This window comes from Paractinoplanes rhizophilus (genome assembly GCF_042664765.1).
GTDB classification, from domain to species: domain Bacteria; phylum Actinomycetota; class Actinomycetes; order Mycobacteriales; family Micromonosporaceae; genus Actinoplanes; species Actinoplanes rhizophilus.
In genome coordinates, this window is record NZ_JBHTBJ010000014.1 from 62,023 (window position 1) to 80,589 (window position 18,567).

The 18,567-nt window shown below is 70.0% G+C and carries 11 protein-coding genes; 6 read left to right on the forward strand and 5 right to left on the reverse strand.

Going from position 1 to position 18,567, the window contains the following annotated elements; translation table 11 throughout:
• The first annotated feature begins 14 nt into the window (after window positions 1–14).
• The gene (locus tag ACFQS1_RS20265; RefSeq protein WP_378970529.1) at window positions 15–2,948 is read left to right on the forward strand and encodes an Hsp70 family protein; all 2,934 of its coding nucleotides are present in this window, start codon (window positions 15–17) and stop codon (window positions 2,946–2,948) included.
• Window positions 2,949–3,067: 119 nt separating this feature from the next.
• On the opposite strand, the gene ACFQS1_RS20270 is transcribed toward ACFQS1_RS20265, so the two are convergent.
• A complete protein-coding gene (locus ACFQS1_RS20270) occupies window positions 3,068–3,514 on the reverse strand; it encodes a hypothetical protein (protein WP_378970531.1) in 447 nt (148 codons plus the stop codon).
• Window positions 3,515–3,653: 139 nt separating this feature from the next.
• A complete protein-coding gene (locus tag ACFQS1_RS20275; protein ID WP_378970533.1) occupies window positions 3,654–3,908 on the reverse strand; it encodes a hypothetical protein in 255 nt (84 codons plus the stop codon).
• Between the two features lie 454 nt (window positions 3,909–4,362).
• Between ACFQS1_RS20275 and ACFQS1_RS20280 the strand changes: the two genes are divergently transcribed.
• On the forward strand, window positions 4,363–5,490 hold the full coding sequence (locus ACFQS1_RS20280; protein ID WP_378970535.1) for an XRE family transcriptional regulator: 1,128 nt from the start codon (window positions 4,363–4,365) through the stop codon (window positions 5,488–5,490).
• 1,093 nt (window positions 5,491–6,583) lie between these two features.
• Here ACFQS1_RS20280 and ACFQS1_RS20285 read toward each other — a convergent pair.
• Window positions 6,584–7,690, reverse strand: a complete 1,107-nt coding sequence (locus tag ACFQS1_RS20285) for an MFS transporter (protein WP_378970539.1) — start codon at window positions 7,688–7,690, stop codon at window positions 6,584–6,586.
• 356 nt (window positions 7,691–8,046) lie between these two features.
• Here ACFQS1_RS20285 and ACFQS1_RS20290 point away from each other — a divergent pair, with 356 nt between their 5' ends.
• A complete protein-coding gene (locus ACFQS1_RS20290; protein ID WP_378970542.1) occupies window positions 8,047–14,190 on the forward strand; it encodes a DUF6531 domain-containing protein in 6,144 nt (2,047 codons plus the stop codon).
• 119 nt (window positions 14,191–14,309) lie between these two features.
• On the opposite strand, the gene ACFQS1_RS20295 is transcribed toward ACFQS1_RS20290, so the two are convergent.
• The gene (locus ACFQS1_RS20295; RefSeq protein WP_378970544.1) at window positions 14,310–14,672 is read right to left on the reverse strand and encodes a hypothetical protein; all 363 of its coding nucleotides are present in this window, start codon (window positions 14,670–14,672) and stop codon (window positions 14,310–14,312) included.
• 143 nt (window positions 14,673–14,815) lie between these two features.
• Here ACFQS1_RS20295 and ACFQS1_RS20300 point away from each other — a divergent pair, with 143 nt between their 5' ends.
• From ACFQS1_RS20300 to ACFQS1_RS20310, 3 genes are all read left to right on the forward strand, one after another.
• Window positions 14,816–15,034, forward strand: a complete 219-nt coding sequence (locus ACFQS1_RS20300; RefSeq protein WP_378970790.1) for a hypothetical protein — start codon at window positions 14,816–14,818, stop codon at window positions 15,032–15,034.
• Window positions 15,035–15,273: 239 nt separating this feature from the next.
• Window positions 15,274–15,735 (forward strand): hypothetical protein, encoded by a 462-nt coding sequence (locus tag ACFQS1_RS20305; RefSeq protein ID WP_378970546.1) that lies wholly within the window; start codon window positions 15,274–15,276, stop codon window positions 15,733–15,735.
• Window positions 15,732–16,169: a hypothetical protein gene (locus ACFQS1_RS20310; RefSeq protein WP_378970549.1), complete on the forward strand. Its 438-nt coding sequence runs from the start codon at window positions 15,732–15,734 to the stop codon at window positions 16,167–16,169. Before ACFQS1_RS20305 ends, ACFQS1_RS20310 begins: the two co-directional genes overlap by 4 nt.
• On the opposite strand, the gene ACFQS1_RS20315 is transcribed toward ACFQS1_RS20310, so the two are convergent.
• Window positions 16,170–18,521, reverse strand: coding sequence for an ATP-binding cassette domain-containing protein (locus ACFQS1_RS20315; RefSeq protein ID WP_378970551.1), 2,352 nt, complete (start codon window positions 18,519–18,521; stop codon window positions 16,170–16,172). It lies immediately after the preceding gene.
• Window positions 18,522–18,567 lie beyond the last annotated feature (46 nt).

An 18,567-nucleotide genomic window follows, 5' to 3' on the forward strand; every position in this document is an offset into this window, starting at 1 on the left:
ATAGCATCCGGGGAATGGAGTACGGCCTCGGGGTGGACCTCGGGACGACCTACACCGCCGCCGCGGTCAACGTGGACGGCGTGCTCGAGACTGTCCGGCTGGGCGGGCGGGGGCCGGAGATGCCCTCGCTGGTGTTCCTGCGCGACGACGGCGAGGTGCTGATCGGCGAGGCGGCCCAGCGCCGCGGCGAGGCCGAGCCGACCCGGCTGGCCCGCGAGTTCAAGCGCCGGATGGGCGATCCCGTGCCGGTCCGGCTCGGCGACACGCCGCTGGCAGCGCATGAGCTGACCGCGCGGCTGCTGCGGCACGTCGTCGCGGCGGTGACCGACGCGCGTGGCGGGCCGCCGAGCCGGATCGTGCTGACCTACCCGGCGAACTGGGGACCGTACAAGCGGGAGCGGCTCGAGGAGGCGGTGCGGCTCGCCGGCCTGCCGTCCGTTTCTTCGCGGCTTTCGTTGCGGACCGAGCCGGAGGCGGCGGCGGTGCGGTACGCCGGGACGGCGCGGGTCGCGGCCGGCGAGACCATCGCCGTGTACGACCTGGGCGGCGGCACCTTTGACGCGGCGGTGCTGCGCAAGACCGCGGACGGCTTCGACGTGCTCGGCGAGCCGCAGGGCGTCGAGCAGCTCGGCGGCATCGACTTCGACGAGGCGGTGCTCGAGCACGTGCGGTCCGCCCTGGGCGATCGGCTCGCCGGCCTCGACCTCGAGGACGCCGCGGTGACCGAGGCCCTGACCCGGCTGCGACGCGAGTGCGTGGAGGCCAAGGAGAGCCTGTCGTTCGACACCGAGGCCGAGATCGGGGTCGCGCTGCCGCGCCTGCACACCCGGGTGCGCATCCGCCGCTCCGACTTCGAGGCGATGATCTCCCCCGCCCTGGACGAGACGGTCGAGGCCATGCGCCGCGCGCTGCGGTCGGCCGCGGTCGACGCGTCGGCGCTGCGCTGCGTGGTGCTGGCCGGCGGGTCGTCCCGGATCCCCCTGGTCGGCCTGACGGTGTCGGAGGCGTTCGGGCGGCCGGTCGTGCTGGACGAACAGCCGGAGCTGGGTATCGCGCTGGGGGCGGCCCGGCTCAGCGGCCCGGGTGCGGCGCCGGGTGCGAAGGCGTCGGCGTCGTTCGTCGTGCTGCCGCCACCCCGGAAGGCCGCGGAGGCGGTGGCCGCTGCCTCCGGTGTGCCGGCTTCCGGTGCACCGGCGTCTGGGCCGCCGGTCTTGCCCGGCTCGCCGGTGGCTCCCGCTGCGGCTTCTGCTGCGGCGGCTCCTGCCGCAGGGGCTGCGGCGGCTTCTGCTGCGGCGGCTCCCGCTGCTGGGGCGTCCGCGCCGCCGGATCAACCTGGGCGGCTTCCGCGCGCGCCGGTGGCGAGCCTGCCGGTGTCGGTGCCGCCGCCCGGTGTGCAGATGCCGCCGGATGCGGCCGGGACGCCAGATGCGGCCGGGCCGTCGGCGCCCGCCGGGGATCCGGGGGTTTATTCGCCGCCGCTGAGGTCGGCCACGGGCGGCCGGCCGCCGCGGGCTGGTGGGCCCACGACGGGTGGGTGGGGAGCCGGCGGGTCCGGGGGCGGGCGGTCGCGATGGCGGGCCTATCGGTGGCCGATCGTGGGCGGGTTCGCCGCGGTGCTGCTGACCGTCACGGCGGTGACCGCGGTAGCCGCTTGGCCCTGGGGCGACGGGCGTGACGGCCAGGCCGGGAGCGGCGGCGCGACCGTCGCGTCGTCGGCGGTCCAGCCGGGCGCGCAGGTGGTCTGGCGGGTCAACACCGGAGTGCCGGCGGTCGAGCCGCCCGGCGTGAGCGGCCAGTGGATCGTGGTCAGCGGGCGGGACGGGAAGCTGCGGGCGTACCGGCGCACCGACGGCGCGCTCGCCTGGGAGATGGAGCTCGGGCCCGGGGCGCGGGCGGACACCACGATCCGGGACGGCGTCGCCTACGCGGTCACCGGCGCGGGACGGATCGTCGCCGTGGACGCCACGTACGGCAGCGAGCTCTGGCACCGGGACACCGGCCACGAGGTGCCGGCGCGGCCGGCCGTGGACGCGGAACGGGTCTACGCGGGCGGCGCGGACGGTGTGCTCTACGCGTACGAGATTGGAGAGAAACACCGACGCTGGCGTGCGTGGACCGAGGGAAAGATCGGCGCCTCGCCCGTCGTGAGCGACGGCGTCGTGGTCGTCGCCTCCGGCGACGGCAAGCTCAACGGCGTGAGCGACCACGGAGCGCTGCGGTGGCGGGCCGAAGTGGGTACGGTGACCGACGGTCCGATCGCCGCCGGTGACACGGCGTGCGTGGCGATCGACAACGGCACCGTCCGTTGCGTGGAGCTGAAGGACGGCGCCGAGCTGGACGGCATCGCCGACGAGGTCTCGATCTCCCGGATCGCGGGCGGCGGCGACGGGGTGGTCTTCACCGCCGGCGCGGACGGGTCGATCGGCGCGTGGGACGTCCGGACATCGCAGGTGCGCTGGCGCTACCGGCCCCAGCCGGGCGGCGCGGCCGGCATCCCGCTGGTGCGCGGCGGCGAGGTGGACGTGGCCTATCCGGACGGGCGGCTCGTCGGGCTGGACGCCCGCACCGGCAGCCTGCGGTGGCAGAACGTGACGGGCGACCGGTTCGACCTCGCGGTCAGTGGCGATGCCGCTGGACTCTTCGCGGTCAGCGAGAGCGGCAACCTCTACGCGTTGCGGCCGCCGGGCGGCGAATCGGCCGCCGTCGAGGCATCGTCGGCCTCGGCGCCGGCCCGGCAATCCGCTTCGCCGAGGCTCGAGCCGACCGAGGGGTCGGCCACCGCACGGAAGCGACGCACCAGCGCGCCATACCCGAGCTCGTCGCGGTCGCGTTCGGCCTCGCCGGCCACGACGTCATCCACTTCGAGCCCGACAACCGCCGACCCGACCGGCACGGCGCCCAGCGCCGCAGCCGCCCCGCGCGACGGAACCGCGGCACCGGCGGCATAGCCGCGACCAGGCAGACTTCGACTTCCTGCTGTCGATGGTGGGGCAGGACCAGCTGTTGCGCATTCTGGCGTGGGCCTGGGCGCCTGGCACCAGACCGGGTGGACCGCGCTGGCGGCGTGCTATCCCCGGCCCTGGCCGGCGTGGGCCAGCCACAGCGCTTCGAGGCCGGGCTCGCTGCGGGCCGGCACCCGGACGCCGGAGCCCTGCAGGTGGTCCCACGGCACCGCCGGAACCTGGTGCTTCAGCAGGACGACCGGCAGTCGGTCGACCAGCGGCACGATCACGTCGAACCGGACGTCGGCGTACGTGGTCGTGCGCCCGGAGCCGTCCCAGCGCACGTCCTCGTAGATCTCGCTCGCGAACCTGCCGCTGGCCACGATCCCGCGGTCGCGACGCTGCCGTACCAGATATGCGGTGTCACCCACCGCGATGCCCGACTTGCGAATGCCGACACCCCACCGGCTCGGCAACGCATGACCGGCGGCCGACCGCTCGGCCGCCTCGTCGAACTCGGCGTCCGACCAGCGCGCGGTGTCCGGGTTCCAGGTCAACAGGAAGCTCGCCACGAGGGCCATCTTGCCGCCCGCGGGCCACGGCAAACATCGAACCGGGACCCGTCCCCGATCCCCGACGACCCGATCGCGGGTCGTCCGGACATCGCCGGCTCGCGGCGGTCCCGCCCTGACCGCCGCGAGGGTCCGGTGGTCAGCCGCCGGCGATGGCGCTGACCGTGACCTTCACCAGCGAGAAGAGCGCCAGGAAGGCGGATACGACGACGACCGCCTTGAGGATGTAGAAGAAGAGCTTGATGAAGATCTTGACGGCCAGCACGAGGGCGACTGCGCACCCGGCCGAATAGGCCGTCAGCTCGGCCCGCGAAGCGTCGGGCCCGGGGGCGGCGGCGGTGAGGGCGAGGAGGACGACAACTCCGATGACGACCGGAAGTCCCCGGCCGATCATGCCCCGCGACGGCTTTACGCGCCTTTCATGAACGCGTACGTTCCACATAACGGACTCCTCGAGAGTTCGCAAGGCGCCCTCGGGTCATCGTTGGCTGCGGTCCTCGAGGGTGTCTGCGCGTCCGACGGAAAAGCGGATCTCTGTTGCCTTGAGGAAGTCGCCTGGGCGGGGCGTTGTCGGATGCCGGAGCACGGCGGCGCGCGCGTCGGCGGAGCGCGTCGTCTGCGGCTGATCATCGGAGTCATCACGCCTCCTGCAAACTTCAGAAGACTTGAATGAACTTCAGACTTCCAGGCTATTGCGGCTGAACCAAGGCGACAAGAAGGGGCAGCATTCAATCATATTCACGCCGACCTCTCTGCGCGTCATGTGCGACGACGTGATCGGCTTCTGGTAACAGTGTTGACCAAGACTCTAGACTTCTTGGACTCAACTGAAATTCAGTGAGGTTCTCATGCATGCGGCAGAGCGACCCGATGCCCGCCTCGCACGGCGCCTGCGATCGCTGCGGCAACAGCACTGGCCCGGCGTCAAGGTCACCCAACAGCAGATCGCCGACGCTCTCGGCGGTCGGAGCCCGCTGAGCCTGTCGCTGATCTCCTCGTGGGAGTCGACCCGGAAACCCGTGCTGCCCCCCACGAAGCGGCTGATCGGATACGCCACCTTCTTCGCCACCCGGCGATCCGTGGCGTCCGAGCCGGCCCGCCTGCTCGACGAGGGCGAGCTCGGCGAGGACGAGCGCCAGGTGCGGGATCGCCTCTATGCCGAGCTGCTCAGTCTGCGCTTCCCGGAGACGCCGCCGTACGGCGATGACTCCGGCATGTTCGATGCCCGGCCGCTTCCGCTCGCGGGCTCGGTCGAGGACACCATCGGCGGTGGCACGTGGTTCTTTCCCGACCAGCGGCCGATTGTCATCGTGAGTGGGAGCCTGCCCAGCCCGTACCGGGAGCGGATGTTGTTCACCGATCCCAGGGATCCCGACTACGTGCGCTCACACGGCATGGCGGATCTCGATGCTCTGATCGAGGTGCACGGGCACATCCGGGCGGTGAACCCGATCGCGGACGTCCGCATCCTGCGGTCGGAGGAGATGCACGAGGACGACTTCAGCTCGCACCTGGTGCTGATCGGCGGCGTGGATTGGAATCCCGTCAACCGCGACGTCACCCGGCGCCTGGATCTGCGTGTCCGGCAACAGATGCGTCCCAATGACGAGGACCCCGGTTACTTCGCCACCGCCGAGGGCGATACCTTCACTCCCGTCCTTGATGAGGCGGGCGGCTCGCTGGTGGAAGATGTGGCCCACTTCTTTCGGGGGATCAGCCCATATAACGCTCAACGAACCGTTACGTTGTGCAATGGCATGTACGGACGCGGAACCTATGGCGCCGTTCGTGCGTTGACCGACGCGAAGTTCCGCGATCGCAACGAAGACTATGTTCGGAAGCGCTTTCGGGATGCGCCGACGTTCAGCATCCTGATGCGGGTCCGGATCAACCTGAACGGAGCCGTGGTGACCCCCGACTGGACGCTGCCAGAGGTGCGGCTGCACGAGTGGCCGCCCACGGTGGGCGACGGGTGAGCCCGAACGCCCATCACTCGTCGCACCGGCGTCTCATCCAGGATTCGGGCCCGGCTCGGGAACGCGCATCCGTCGATGCCATCATCGTGCCCAGTGCCCGGAAAGCGGCCGCGCTGGCCGAGGCCGGTCGGCTGACCGCCGCGCTGGGCTGCACGCTGCTGGTGCTCTGCAGCAAGCACGCCGACGCCCTCCAGGCGGTCAGCTACCTCACGCGGTATCCGGATCTCGACGTCATCGCGGTGGACTACCCCGAGACCGGCGTCGCCCGGCTCCCGGCCATGGAGACGCCGACCGTCCTCGGCGAGTCGCGGCTCAAGCGGCGCACCGACACCAGCGCGAAGCGCAATGCCGGGCTGGTGCTCGCGCGGCTGGCCGGCTGGAAGCGCGTGGTGTTCCTGGACGACGACATCAAAGTGCCGGACGCGACCGACCTGGAGCGCGCCGCGGCCTTGCTGGCTGCTTACGACGGAGTCGGACTCCACATTGGAGGGTATCCGGACAATTCCGTTGTCTGCCACGCCAACCGCGAGACCGGGGCGCCGCAGGAGACGTTCATCGGCGGCGGGGCGCTGGCCGTGCCGGCGGACCGGATCGACTCCTTCTTTCCCGAGATCTACAACGAGGACTGGTTCTTTCTGCTGGGCGAGACGATGCTCCGGCCGGTGAGCCAGGTGGGCATCGCGTTGCAGAAGCCGTACGACCCGTTCGCCAATCCCGCGCGCGCCCGTCGCGAGGAGTTCGGCGACGTGCTGGCCGAGGGGCTCTTCGCGCTCTTCGACGACGGCCGCCGGATCGCGGACGCCGAGAGCGCGTACTGGGAGTCGTATCTGGCGGTTCGGCTGGCGCTCATCGAGGAGATCAGGGCCCGTATCGAGAACGGGACCGGCTCGATCACCCCCCGGCAGAAGTACATTGTGGAGTCACTGGCCGCGGCGAGTGGCCGGCTGCAGTTCATCAAGGCGCAGACCTGCGTCGATTACATCGAGGCGTGGCAGCGGGATCGGGAGCGCTGGCGCGGTTTCATGAACGGCGCTCGGCCGATCCGGAGCGCGCTGAACGGGCGCCGCCCGATCGAGGCCGCGCTGGATCGGCTTCAGCTGCGGGGCTTCACGTCGCGAGACGCGAGAACGGGCGACAGAAAAGCGACCACAACCACCAACGGCACGAGTCCGAGCAAGGCGGTCCCCAACCCCGCGGCGTGCGCCAGCCAGCCGATCGCCAAGGGGCCGAGGATGCTGGCGCAATAGCCGATCGCGGTCATCATCGCGACGGCGGAGCCCGTCGCGATGTTCCCGGTCGCGCTGAGCGCGGCCGGGAAGGCCCAGCAGATGCCCATGCCCCACCCGAACGCGCCGGCGAATGCCCAGAGACCCTTCGTGGTGAGCACGACCAGCCCGATGCCGACACCGGCCACGATCGCCCCGGCGCGGACCATCCCGGCGGGGCCGATGTGCCGGTGCGGCCGCTCGGCGGCCAGCCGTCCGGCGGCCATGGCGGTGACGAAGACCGTGTAACCCAGGGCCGCGCTGGAGTGCGAGAGGCGCCGCTCCCCGCTCAGGTAGACCGCCAGCCAGTCGCTGGCGCCGCCCTCGACCAGCGCGCCGCAGAACATCAGAACCGCGATCATCGCGAGCCGCCCGACCGGCCGCCGGCGCTTCTCCTCGGCCTCCTCCGGCCGACGAACTCCGCTGTCGTCGAAGGTGCGCAGGCTCAGCACGCAGAGCGCGGCGGCGAGCAGGGAAACCACCGCCAGGTGCGGGACCAGGCCGACCGACAGCCGGGCCGCCAGCAGGCCGAGCCCGGCCCCGGCCATGCTGCCGACACTCCACCAGCCGTGGAAGCCGCTCATCAGGTGCTTGCCGAGTCCACTCTCGACGGCGTAGCCCTGCACGTTCATGGCGGCGTCCCAGATGCCGGCGCCGATGCCCATCACGAGCAGGGCGAAGCCCAGCGCCTCCGGCGACCGGCAGAGCGCGATCCCGGCCAGCGACGGCAGAGCGACCGCGAAGCCCGCGACGAGCACGCGCCGGCTGCCGATCCGATCGCAGACCGGTCCGGTCAGCAGCATCGCGGTGAGCGTGCCCACGCCGAGCAGGAAGAACGCCACACCGAGGCGTACCAGATCGGTGTCGGCCCGCTCCAGGATCGCGGGCAGGCGGGACATCCAGGAGGCCTGCGTCGCGCCGCTGACGGCGAACACGACGCTGACTCCCCGAGCGGACCGCACACAACACCCCCGGCGGTCACTCTAACGGGGGACATCACTGCGCGCTGATCTCACACAAGCGCAGCGTGATCACTTCGCGGCGCCGTCGAGGCCCGGCCCGCGCGCCGGAACGATGGCCCTGCGCCCGGAGTTTGGCCAAAAGGAGTCATGCGAGTCATGCGGCTAGTTCACGCATGACTAGGAACGAGGTGTCCAGCCGCGACGATGGGAGCGCTCCCAACGGCAAAAGTCAATCCCCTCTTTGACCGGTTGATTCGATCTTTGTCGATGCGGAAGCGTGCTCGGTGGACTGCACAACGCCACATCCACGGGGGGATTGTCTCGTGCGCGTGTCTGCTCGATTCCGGCTGCTCTGCCATGCCCTGATCCTGGCGATCGTCGCCACCTACCTGGTCACCTCGCCGGCGTCGCCGGCCTCCGCCGCGCCGGTCGCGGCCTCCGGCGCGGGCCCGGTGCACAGCCCGCTGCCGGCCACCGCGACTCCGAACCACGGCCTGCCGGCCGGGCGCGCGGCGCCGCCGGTGCCACCCGCCGCCGACGCCGCGGGCCCACCGGCCAAGCCGACCGCCGCCGTGCAGGCGAAGCGCAAGACCATGGCCGCCGCGGTGGCCCGGGCGCAGGCGGCGGTGCCGGGGCGGCCGATCGCCCGGCCGGGCTTCCTGCTCGGCGACACCTCGCTGGTCGTCTACTGGGACGCCGAGGTCGACGACGGCAACCCGGATTCCTGGGGCCGCTGGTTCGCCACCGTCACCGACACCGAAACGGCTGCCGAGCAGCGTTCGGCCGAGCTGGCCAAGAAGGACCTGAGCCGCTGCTTCGACCCGGCCCTGCTGTGCCGCAGCTTCGGTGCGGCCGACGGCTGGGTGCTCGATCCGGCGCGTACCTACACGGTCACCGTCACCGAGGTCGCGCCGGACGGCACCGAGATGACCAGCGCGGCGTCCGCGCCGGCGCATCCGCGCAAGACCGACGACGTGCCGGCGCTGCCGGCCGGGCAGGCGGCCGGCTGTGGCTGCGCCACGGTGCTCGGGCCGACCGTGGTGGCCCAGGCGCTGCGCGGCGCCACGGTGAACACGGCCACCGGCGCGTACCTGCGGGTGGAGCGGGACTTCGCGATGCCCTCGTACGGCATCCCGTTCGACCACGCCCGCTACTACTCGTCCGGCAACGCCGCGACCGGCATGTTCGGGGCGGGCTGGAGTTCCTCGTACGACATCCGGGTGATCGCCGCCGACAACGGCGCGGTGCGGGTGCGGGCCGAGGACGGGTCCGAGGCGGTCTACACCGCAACCGCCGGCGGCGGCTATGACGCTCCCGCGGGCGTACGCGCAAAGCTCTTGAAGGTCGACGGCGGCTGGCAGCTGGTGCCGCCGGATCGCCGGGTGCTGCGCTTCGACGCCGCCGGGCTGCTGCAATCCATCAAGAACGCGCGCGGTCTCGGGGTGACCCTCGGCTACACCTCGGCCGGGCTGCTCAGCACGGTCACCGACGCGAGCGGCCGGGTGGTGCGCTTCGAGTCCCGGGCCGACCTGCGGCTGATCACCAAGATCACGCTGCCGGACGGCCGGTCGACCCAGTTCGACTACCAGGACGGGCGCCTGCTCAAGGTGCAGGACCCGCGGAGCTACGTCACCTCCTACGGCTACGACGCCGCCGGCCGGCTCGCCGAGATCACCGACGCGCGCGGGCACAAGCTGATCCGCAACACGTACGACGCGAGCGGCCGGGTCGCCGAGCAGCTCGACCCGCTGGGCGCGAAGACCACGTTCGCCTGGGACGCCGGGCAGCAGATCGCCCGCACCACTGACCCGGACGGCGTGGCGGTGGTCGACGGGTACAAGAACAATGTCCTGCTCTACAGCCAGAACGCCGGCAACGACACCACCAACCACCGCTACACCGGCAAGCTGAACAAGAGCCTGGTGGTCGACCCGAAGGGCAACCAGGAGGAGACCCGCTTCGACGAGGAGGGCAACCCCGTCTCGCGGACGGCGCCGGAACCGTTCTCGTTCACCACGGTCAACTCGTTCGACAACCGCAGCAACCTCACGTCGTACCGGGACGGCCGGGGCAACACCTGGAAGTACGAGTACAACGAGTTCAACGAGATGGTCGCGCAGCGCGACCCGAAGCAGGACACCGGCTACCGGTACGAGTACGACGCCAAGGGTCAGCTGACCGCGCGCACCGATCCACGCGGCAAGGTCACCCGGTACGAGTACGACGCCAACGGCAACCGCACCGCCGAGATCACGCCGACCGGCCGGCGCACCGAGATGACGTACGACGTCACCGGCCGGCTCGCCTCGGTGGTCGACCCGCGCGGCACGGTGTCCGGCGGCAACAAGGACGCCTACCGCACCCGGTACGTCTACGACGCGCAGAGCCAGATCACCGAGGTCTGGCAGCCGGGCAAGGCGCAGCCGTTCCGGACCGTCTACGACGAGCTCGGCAACGTGGTGGTCTCGACCGACCCGCTGAGCAACTCCAGCCGTTACACGTACGACGACGCGAGCCGGCGGATCGAGACCAAGTCCCCGGTCGGCAACGTCACCTCGACGACGTACACCCCGGGCGGCCGGCGCGCGTCGCTGACCGACGGCGAGGGCAACACCACCAGCTGGACCTACGACCTCAACGGGCGGGTCGCGACCGAGACGTCGCCGCGGGGCAACGCCGATCCCGCGCACAAGGACCTGTTCACCGCGGTCTTCCACTACGACTACAACGGCAACCTGATCCGCGCCGACCGGCCGTACGGCTCGAACGGCGAGCGGGTCGAGGTGGACACCAAGTTCGACGCGCTGGACCGGCCCACCGGGCAGAAGGACCAGTTCAAGAAGGACACCTCGGTCGCGTACGACAACAACGGCAACGTCGTCGAGATGACCAACGAGCGCGGCGAGAAGCTGACCAGCAGCTTCGACGAGGCCAACCGCCGTACCGGAAGCTCGGGTCCCGGGTCCGGCGCGGCCGGCATCGAGTACGACGACGCCGGCAATCCGATCAAGCAGACCACGCCGACCGGTGGCGTGGTCACCACGAAGTACGACGACGACGGCCGGGTCGTCGCGGTCACCGAGCCGCGGGGCAACGTCTCCGGCGCGGACCCGGACGACTTCACCACCAAGTACACGTACGACCGGGCCGGCAACCCCGAGACGGTGACCGATCCACTCGGCAACGTCAGCGAGGCCACCTACGACGCGATCGACCGGCCCGTCGCGCAGACCGACGCCAACGGCAACACCACCAAGTTCGCGTACGACGACGCAGACCGTCTGACCAAGGTGACCGGCCCGGACGCGCCGGGCGGCCAGTCGCTGGTCTACACCTACGACGCCGACGGACGGGTGATCAAGCGGACCGATCCGCTCGGCCGGGTCGCCTCGATCGAGTACGACCGGGCCGGCCGCACCACGGTCAGCACCGATCCGCTCGGCCGGCGCCGTGAGTACGTCTACGACGCCGACGCCAACCTGATCGAGGAGGTCACCGCCCGGATCGTCGAGCCGGGCCGCCCCGACCCGAACCGGCCGGCCCGCACGGTCTTCTACGCCTACGACAACCTCGGCCGGCTGACCGGCAAGCAGCTCGGCTCCGGCGGCGTCAGCTACACGTACGGCTACGACGCGAAGAACCGGCTGGTCAGCGCGGCCGACCCGGCCGGCGTGCAGTCGTACGCCTACGACGATACGGACCGGCTCACCTCGACCACCCGCGGCGGCGAGACGTTCAAGTACGACTACGACAGCGAGGACCGGGTCACCGGGCGCACCTATCCGGACGGCACGCACATCGGCGCCACCTACGACGAGGGCAACCGGGTCCGGACACTGACCGCGGGCCGGGGCGAGTCGAGCGCCGAGTACAAGTTCTCGTACGACGTCGCCGACAACCTGACCGGGATCACCTACCCGGCGTCCACCGGGATCGCCGAGCACCGGGACTACGACCGGGCCGGCCGGATGACGCGGATCGCCGCCACAAAGGGCGACACCACGCTGTCCGCCTTCGACCTGAGCCGCGACAAGGTCGGCAACCCGACCCGGATCACGGAGACCACGGGCGAGCCGGGCCAGCCGACGATCACCGAGTCGACCGCGTACACCTATGACGCCGCCAACCGGCTCACCGCCGAGTGCTTCGGCGCGCAGTCCTGCTCGGGCGCGGTCGCCGAGCGGACCGACTACACCTACGACCTGGTCGGCAACCGCAAGACGATGACCCGCAACGCGCCGGGCGAGAACACCACGACCAGCTACGCGTACGACGCCGCCGACCAGCTGATCACCGAGAACGTCACCGGCAGCCGGACCAACACCCGGTCCTTCGCCTACGACCTCGAGGGCAATCAGACCCAGGCCGGCAACGACAGGTTCACGTACGCCCTCGACCACACCATGACGTCGGCCACCGCCAACGGCCGCACCACCAATTACACGTACGACGCGGGCGGCAACCGGATCGCCGCGGTCTCCGACAACCAGACCCAGACCTGGAGCTGGGACCTCAACGCCGGGCGGGCGCTGCTCGCCCAGGAACGGCAGACCGACGCCACCGGCACGGTCGGCCGGGACTACCTGTACGACCCGTCCGGTCAGCCGCTCGCCCTGCTCGTGCCGTCGGCCGACGCACTGGGCGCCCACTCCTACCTGCGGGACTGGCTCGGCGGCATCGCCGGGGTGGTCTCACCGGCCGGGGCCACCGAGTGGAGCTACGACTACGACGCGTTCGGGGTGAGCCGGGGGACCACCAAGGCCGCCGATGGCGCGCCGGCCAACCCGATGCAGTACGCCGGCACGTACCAGGACGTCAGCCAGGGCGACCGGTACGCGATGGGGGCCCGCAGCTACGAGCCGTCCACCGGGCGGTTCGCCTCGGCCGACCCGGTCGCTCAGCCGGCCAGCGACCAGGCGGTGTCGACGTACTCGTACACCAACGCCCGCCCGACCTCGCTGACCGACCCGACCGGCCGTGACCCGGACGACGGCAAGACCGGCATGACCGACGCGTACGTGTCGTACTACTCGGGCTGCGCCAACAACCCGGCCGCGTGCGGCGCGATGACCGACGGCAACACGCCGGCCGCCGGCGAGGGCGACCAGCAGACCGAGAACCCGGACTGGCTGAGCTCGAAGAAGATCGTCGACGAGGCCGAGGGCTTCGTGAAGATGATCGGCGACGAGATCGTCAACCTGATCCTCGATCTCGTCGGCTTCAACGACGCGAAGGCCTGCATCACCGAGGGCGACATCGTCGCCTGCATCTCCACGGCATTGCAGGCGGTGCCGTGGGGCAAGATGTTCAAGGCCGCCAAGGTCGCGATCAAGGCGATCGGGGTGGGCCGGCGGTTGATCGACGCGTACGGCCGGCTGAAAGCGGCGAAGAACGCGCTGTCCTCGATCCCGCGCTGGATCAAGAAGGCCACCCGCACCGCGGACGAGGCGGCCGGCAGCAAGAAGTACGCCGACGAGGCGGCCAAGGCGGCGAAGGGCGCCAAGGACGCCGGCGGCAAGGCCAAGGCCACCTCGCAGAAGGCCGCCGACAACGCCAAGCGCGCCAAGAAGAAGGAGACGTCGACCGGCGAGAGCTGCAAGGTCGCCCAGGGCAACAAGGCCCGCCTGGCCTCCAACTCGTTCGCGGCCGGCACCGCGGTGCTGCTCGCCGACGGCAGCGCCAAGCCGATCGAGAAGCTGCAGCCCGGCGACACGGTCCAGGCCACCGACACCAAGACCGGCCTGACCGAGCCGCAGCAGGTGACCGCGACCGTGGTCGGCACCGGCGACAAGGATCTGATCGACCTGACGCTGGCCGGCGCCGGGGCCGGTGGCGGCGGCCCGCCGGCGGTAGTCACCGCCACCGCGGGACACAAGTTCTACAGCCTCGACCGCGGCGCGTGGGCGCCGGCCGCCAAGCTCAAGATCGGTGAGACCCTCCGCGACGCCGGCGGCCACCGGGTCACCGTCGTCCGGCGGGCCGAACGGGCCGCCACCACGACCGTCTACAACCTCACCGTCAGCGACACCCACACCTACTACGTGGTCGCCGGAAACACGCCGGTGCTTGTCCACAACTGCGGTGACGATGACGGCCTGCTGCATCCTGGCAGAAATGGCGCGGATGATACCCCTCAGGACTGGATTCCCATGAATTCATGGACGAGGAGCGGTGCGAATCTGGCCGAGGGAAACCATCATTTCGTGGTGATGCCCGACAAGTCGGTACGGACGTTCCACGAGAGCATCTGGGAGATCGCGCCAGGTGCTGGTCACACAAGCCTCTCGCGAGGTAAGGGCGTGCTGGCCGCTGGCACGTTCGACGTGGGGCCGGGTGGAGTGATCAATCGATTCGACAACTTCTCGGGTCACTACCGGCCAGGTGCGTCCACCGAAGCTGTGATACGCGAGGCCTTCGGCCGAAATGGGTTCGACCTCAGCAAGGCGCGCTGGGATCCATTCGATTTCGGTTAGCCGCTGGTGTTGGTTCTTCCTGGCTTGATGTCTGCGGGGTCACTCAACTGCATGCAGAGGTGCGTTGGTGATCCCGCAGGCCATGGCCCGTAGCCATCGGTTGATGAGGAAGCCGGGCGTTACACCTCCCGGGGGGTCTCGGCCCGGAGCGCCTTCGCAGCTTGGATCAATTGCTTGACCTCCGCGGGATTCAAGAAGCTGGCAGCGGCAACGAGCTGACCTATCTCGGCAGTCGCAGGATATGGCTCGCGCGCGGCCGTTTCGGTATCTATAGGAAGGTTTGCTATCACAAAGAGATCGGCCGCATCCAATTGCAGCACGGGCGCAAAGTCTCGAAGGATGTCGTGATTCGGTGGAAGCGTGCCGGCAAGTAGTTGATTGACAGTTGACTCGGCCCGGCCAGAAGCTCGGCTGACGGCTCTGGCCGATAGCCGGCGGTTCTGCATAAGGCCACGGAAAATCCTGGAGAAATCGGCGTTCATTGCTGAATCCTATACGGTTTCAACGTCCACCTGCGAGGTCGGCCGGAGCGGTAGGTGCTGTTCACCAACGCCTGAACGGATTGGTAGGGTCCGCCGATGTCGCAGCGCAGGTACTCGGCGTCGGCGATCCGGAGAGCGAGGATGTGTACGTCGTTGACTGCGCGACGGGGGAGGTGCTCTATCTCAGCCGGATCGACATGTCGGTGAGCTACGTGAGCGCCTCGCCCCGGCAGTTCGCCGAGTGCCTGCGCGTCTTCGCGTCGGAGGTGACGGCGGGCGCGGACGATCCGGACGACCCCGGCTTCTGGGTGAACGTCCTGTTCGACGTGGCCAACGGCGACTACTCCGAGCAGGACGACTGACCTCCGCCGACGTACTCCGCGCCAGGTGCAGGCCGGTTGTGGGCTCGTCGAGGACGTAGACGCCGCCCTTCTCGCCCAGGTGGGTGGCGAGCTTCAACCGCTGGTGTTGAACCACATCAGGAACCAGTGCTGGGCGGCTACTGGCCGTCGGGTCCGCAAGCGCTCCGGCCATGTGCGACCACGTGGGCCGGAGCGCTTCACGAACACGGAACTGTTAGCGTCGCTCCGGAGGTGTTGGCTTGCCGAACAAGCGCCAGGTAGGAGAGGCCATCGAGGTTGCTCGTAGCCTCCTCACCGGAGGAGAGGCCGCTGCCCCGCCCGTGCCGACGCTGGCCGGGCTCGCCCGCCGGTTCTCGGCGGTCAAGTTCGACGTCCCCGCTGGCCAGGATGCGGACGGCTATCTTTTCCAGTACGGCGAGGCAGATTGGCTTCCGGAGCCGGGATTCGTGCTGAGCCTGGCGCGGCAACTCGAAGTCGTCGACGCGCACGGGGAGCACGAGTCGTACCTCCAGGTCCAGTTCCAGTACAGATACCCGATGAACGCCGATCTGGAGGTCGCCGGCAGCGTTTCGCAATGGTGGTTCCCGGAGGGGGACGACCGCCTCGACGCTTGGCTGACCTCGCTTCAGAGCTTGCCGATAGGTGACCTCCTCCGCGGGCTGGCGCCGAGCGAATTCGTCGTCTGGGAAGACAAAGTATGACGCTCGCCATTGCCGTCGGTGACCTTCTGGTGATCTCGGCGGAGGCGTTCGACGCGCGGGTCGGCGGCACCACCCGGCATCGCGTGCTCATCGACTGGCCGTGGTGGGAGGCCGACCCGGACTCCGAGAACACGTGGGACGGCACCGTGGCCTTCCCGCGCGACCCGGACGCGTACGACTGGCGCACCACGCCGTGGCGTCTCGAGCCCGATCCGTCCGAGCTCGAGACCGGCGACCCGTGCCTCGTCGGCATCCCGCCGACCGAGGTGCGGGTCACCGGCATAGAGCGCTACGACCCGCCCGCCGATTTCGGCTTCCGGCCCCGCCCCGAGTACGTGCTCGAAGTCGTCCCGGTCGACCTGATCGACGACGACGAAGCCGGCTACGTCATCTATCTCGACGGCGCCGAGCCCATCCAGATCGAACGGATCTAGCTAGGCGTTCACGTAACCGGCCAGGTGCTCGCCGGTCAGGGTGGAGCGGTCGGCGACCAGGTCGCGCGGGGTGCCCTCGAAGACCACCCGCCCGCCGTCGTGGCCGGCGCCCGGGCCGAGGTCGATGATCCAGTCGGCGTGGGCCATCACGGCCTGGTGGTGCTCGATGACGATCACCGACTTGCCCGAGTCGACGATGCGGTCCAGCAAGCCGAGCAGATTTTCCACGTCGGCCAGGTGCAGGCCGGTCGTGGGCTCGTCGAGGACGTAGACGCCGCCCTTCTCGCCCAGGTGGGTGGCGAGCTTCAACCGCTGGCGCTCGCCACCGGACAGCGTGGTCAGCGGCTGCCCCAGCGACAGGTATCCGAGACCGACGTCGGCGAGCCGGGTGAGGATCGCGTGGGCGGCGGGCGTGCGCGCGTCACCGGAACCGAAGAACGGCGCGGCCTCGGCGACCGGCATCGCCAGCACCTCGCTGATGTCCTTGCCGCCCAGCTTGTATTCGAGCACCGACGCGTCGAACCGCTTGCCCTCGCAGACCTCGCAGGTGGTGGCCATCGTCGCCAGCATGCCCAGGTCGGTGTAGATGACGCCGGCGCCGTTGCAGTTGGGGCAGGCGCCTTCGGAGTTGGCGCTGAACAGCGCCGGCTTGACGCCGTTGGCCTTGGCGAACGCCTTGCGGATCGGTTCCAGCAATCCGGTGTACGTCGCCGGGCTGCTGCGCCGCGAGCCGCGGATCGCGCCCTGGTCGACCGAGACCACGCCCTCCTGCGGCGACACCGAGCCGTGGATGAGCGAGCTCTTGCCGGAGCCCGCCACGCCGGTGACGACGACGAGCACGCCGAGCGGGATGTCGACGTCGACGCCCTGCAGGTTGTGGGTGTCGGCGCCGCGGACCTTCAGGTGGTCGGTGGGCTTGCGGACGTCCGGCTTCAGCGACGCGCGGTCGTCGAGGTGCCGGCCGGTGAGCGTGCCGCCGGCGCGCAGGCCCTCGACCGTACCCTCGAAAACGACCTCGCCACCGCCGGAGCCGGCGCCGGGCCCGAGATCGACGACGTGGTCGGCGATCGCGATCGCCTCCGGCTTGTGCTCGACGACCAGCACCGTGTTGCCCTTGTCGCGCAGCTGGATCAGCAGGTCGTTCATCCGCTGGATGTCGTGCGGGTGCAGGCCGATGGTGGGCTCGTCGAAGACGTAGGTGACGTCGGTGAGCGCCGAGCCGAGGTGGCGGATCATCTTGGTGCGCTGCGCCTCGCCGCCGGACAGCGTGCCGGACGGCCGATCGAGCGAGAGGTAGCCGAGCCCGATCTCGACGAACGAGTCGAGGGTCTGGGAGAGGGCCTTGAGCAGCGGGGCCACCGACGGTTCGGACAAAGAGCGCACCCAGGCCGCGAGGTCGCTGATCTGCATGGCGCAGCAGTCGGCGATGTTCTTGCCGTTGATCTTCGAGGAGCGCGCCTCGGGCGCGAGCCGGGTGCCGTCACACTCGGGGCAGGTCTTGAATGTGGCGACCCGCTCGACGAACGCGCGGATGTGCGGCTGCAGCGCGTCGATGTCCTTGGACAGCATCGACCGCTGGATCGCGGGGATCAGCCCCTGGTAGGTGAGGTTGATGCCCTCGATCTTGACCTTGGTCGGCTCCCTGTGGAGCAGGTCGTTCAGCTCCTTCTTGGTGTACTTCTTGATCGGCTTGTCGGGGTCGAAGTAGCCGACGCCGCGGAAGATCCGGCCGTACCAGCCCTCCATGCTGTAGCCCGGGATCTTGATGGCGCCCTCGTTGATCGACTTGTCCTCGTCGTAGAGCGCCGCCAGGTTGATGTCGTTGACCGAGCCGCGGCCCTCGCAGCGCGGGCACATGCCGCCCAGGATGCTGAAGCTGCGCCGCTCCTTGGTCTGCTGCCCGCCCTTGTTCAGGGTGACCGCGCCGGCCCCGCTGACCGACGGCACGTTGAACGAGAACGCCTGCGGCGAGCCGATGTGCGGCTGCCCGATCCGGCTGAACAGGATGCGCAGCATGGCGTTGGCGTCGGTGGCGGTGCCGACGGTCGAGCGCACGTCGCCGCCCATCCGCTCCTGGTCGACGAGGATCGCGGTGGTCAGCCCGTCGAGCACGTCGACGTCGGGCCGGGCCAGCGACGGCATGAAGCCCTGCACGAACGCGCTGTACGTCTCGTTGATCAGCCGCTGCGACTCGGCCGCGATGGTGCCGAAGACCAGCGAGCTCTTGCCCGAGCCCGAGACGCCCGTGAACACCGTGAGCCGGCGTTTCGGGATCTCGACGCTGACGTCCTTGAGGTTGTTGACCCGCGCGCCGTGCACGCGGATCATGTCGTGGCTGTCGGCGGCGTGCATCGTCCCTCTTCCCCGGTCGGACGTCGTTGTCAGATACGAACAGTAC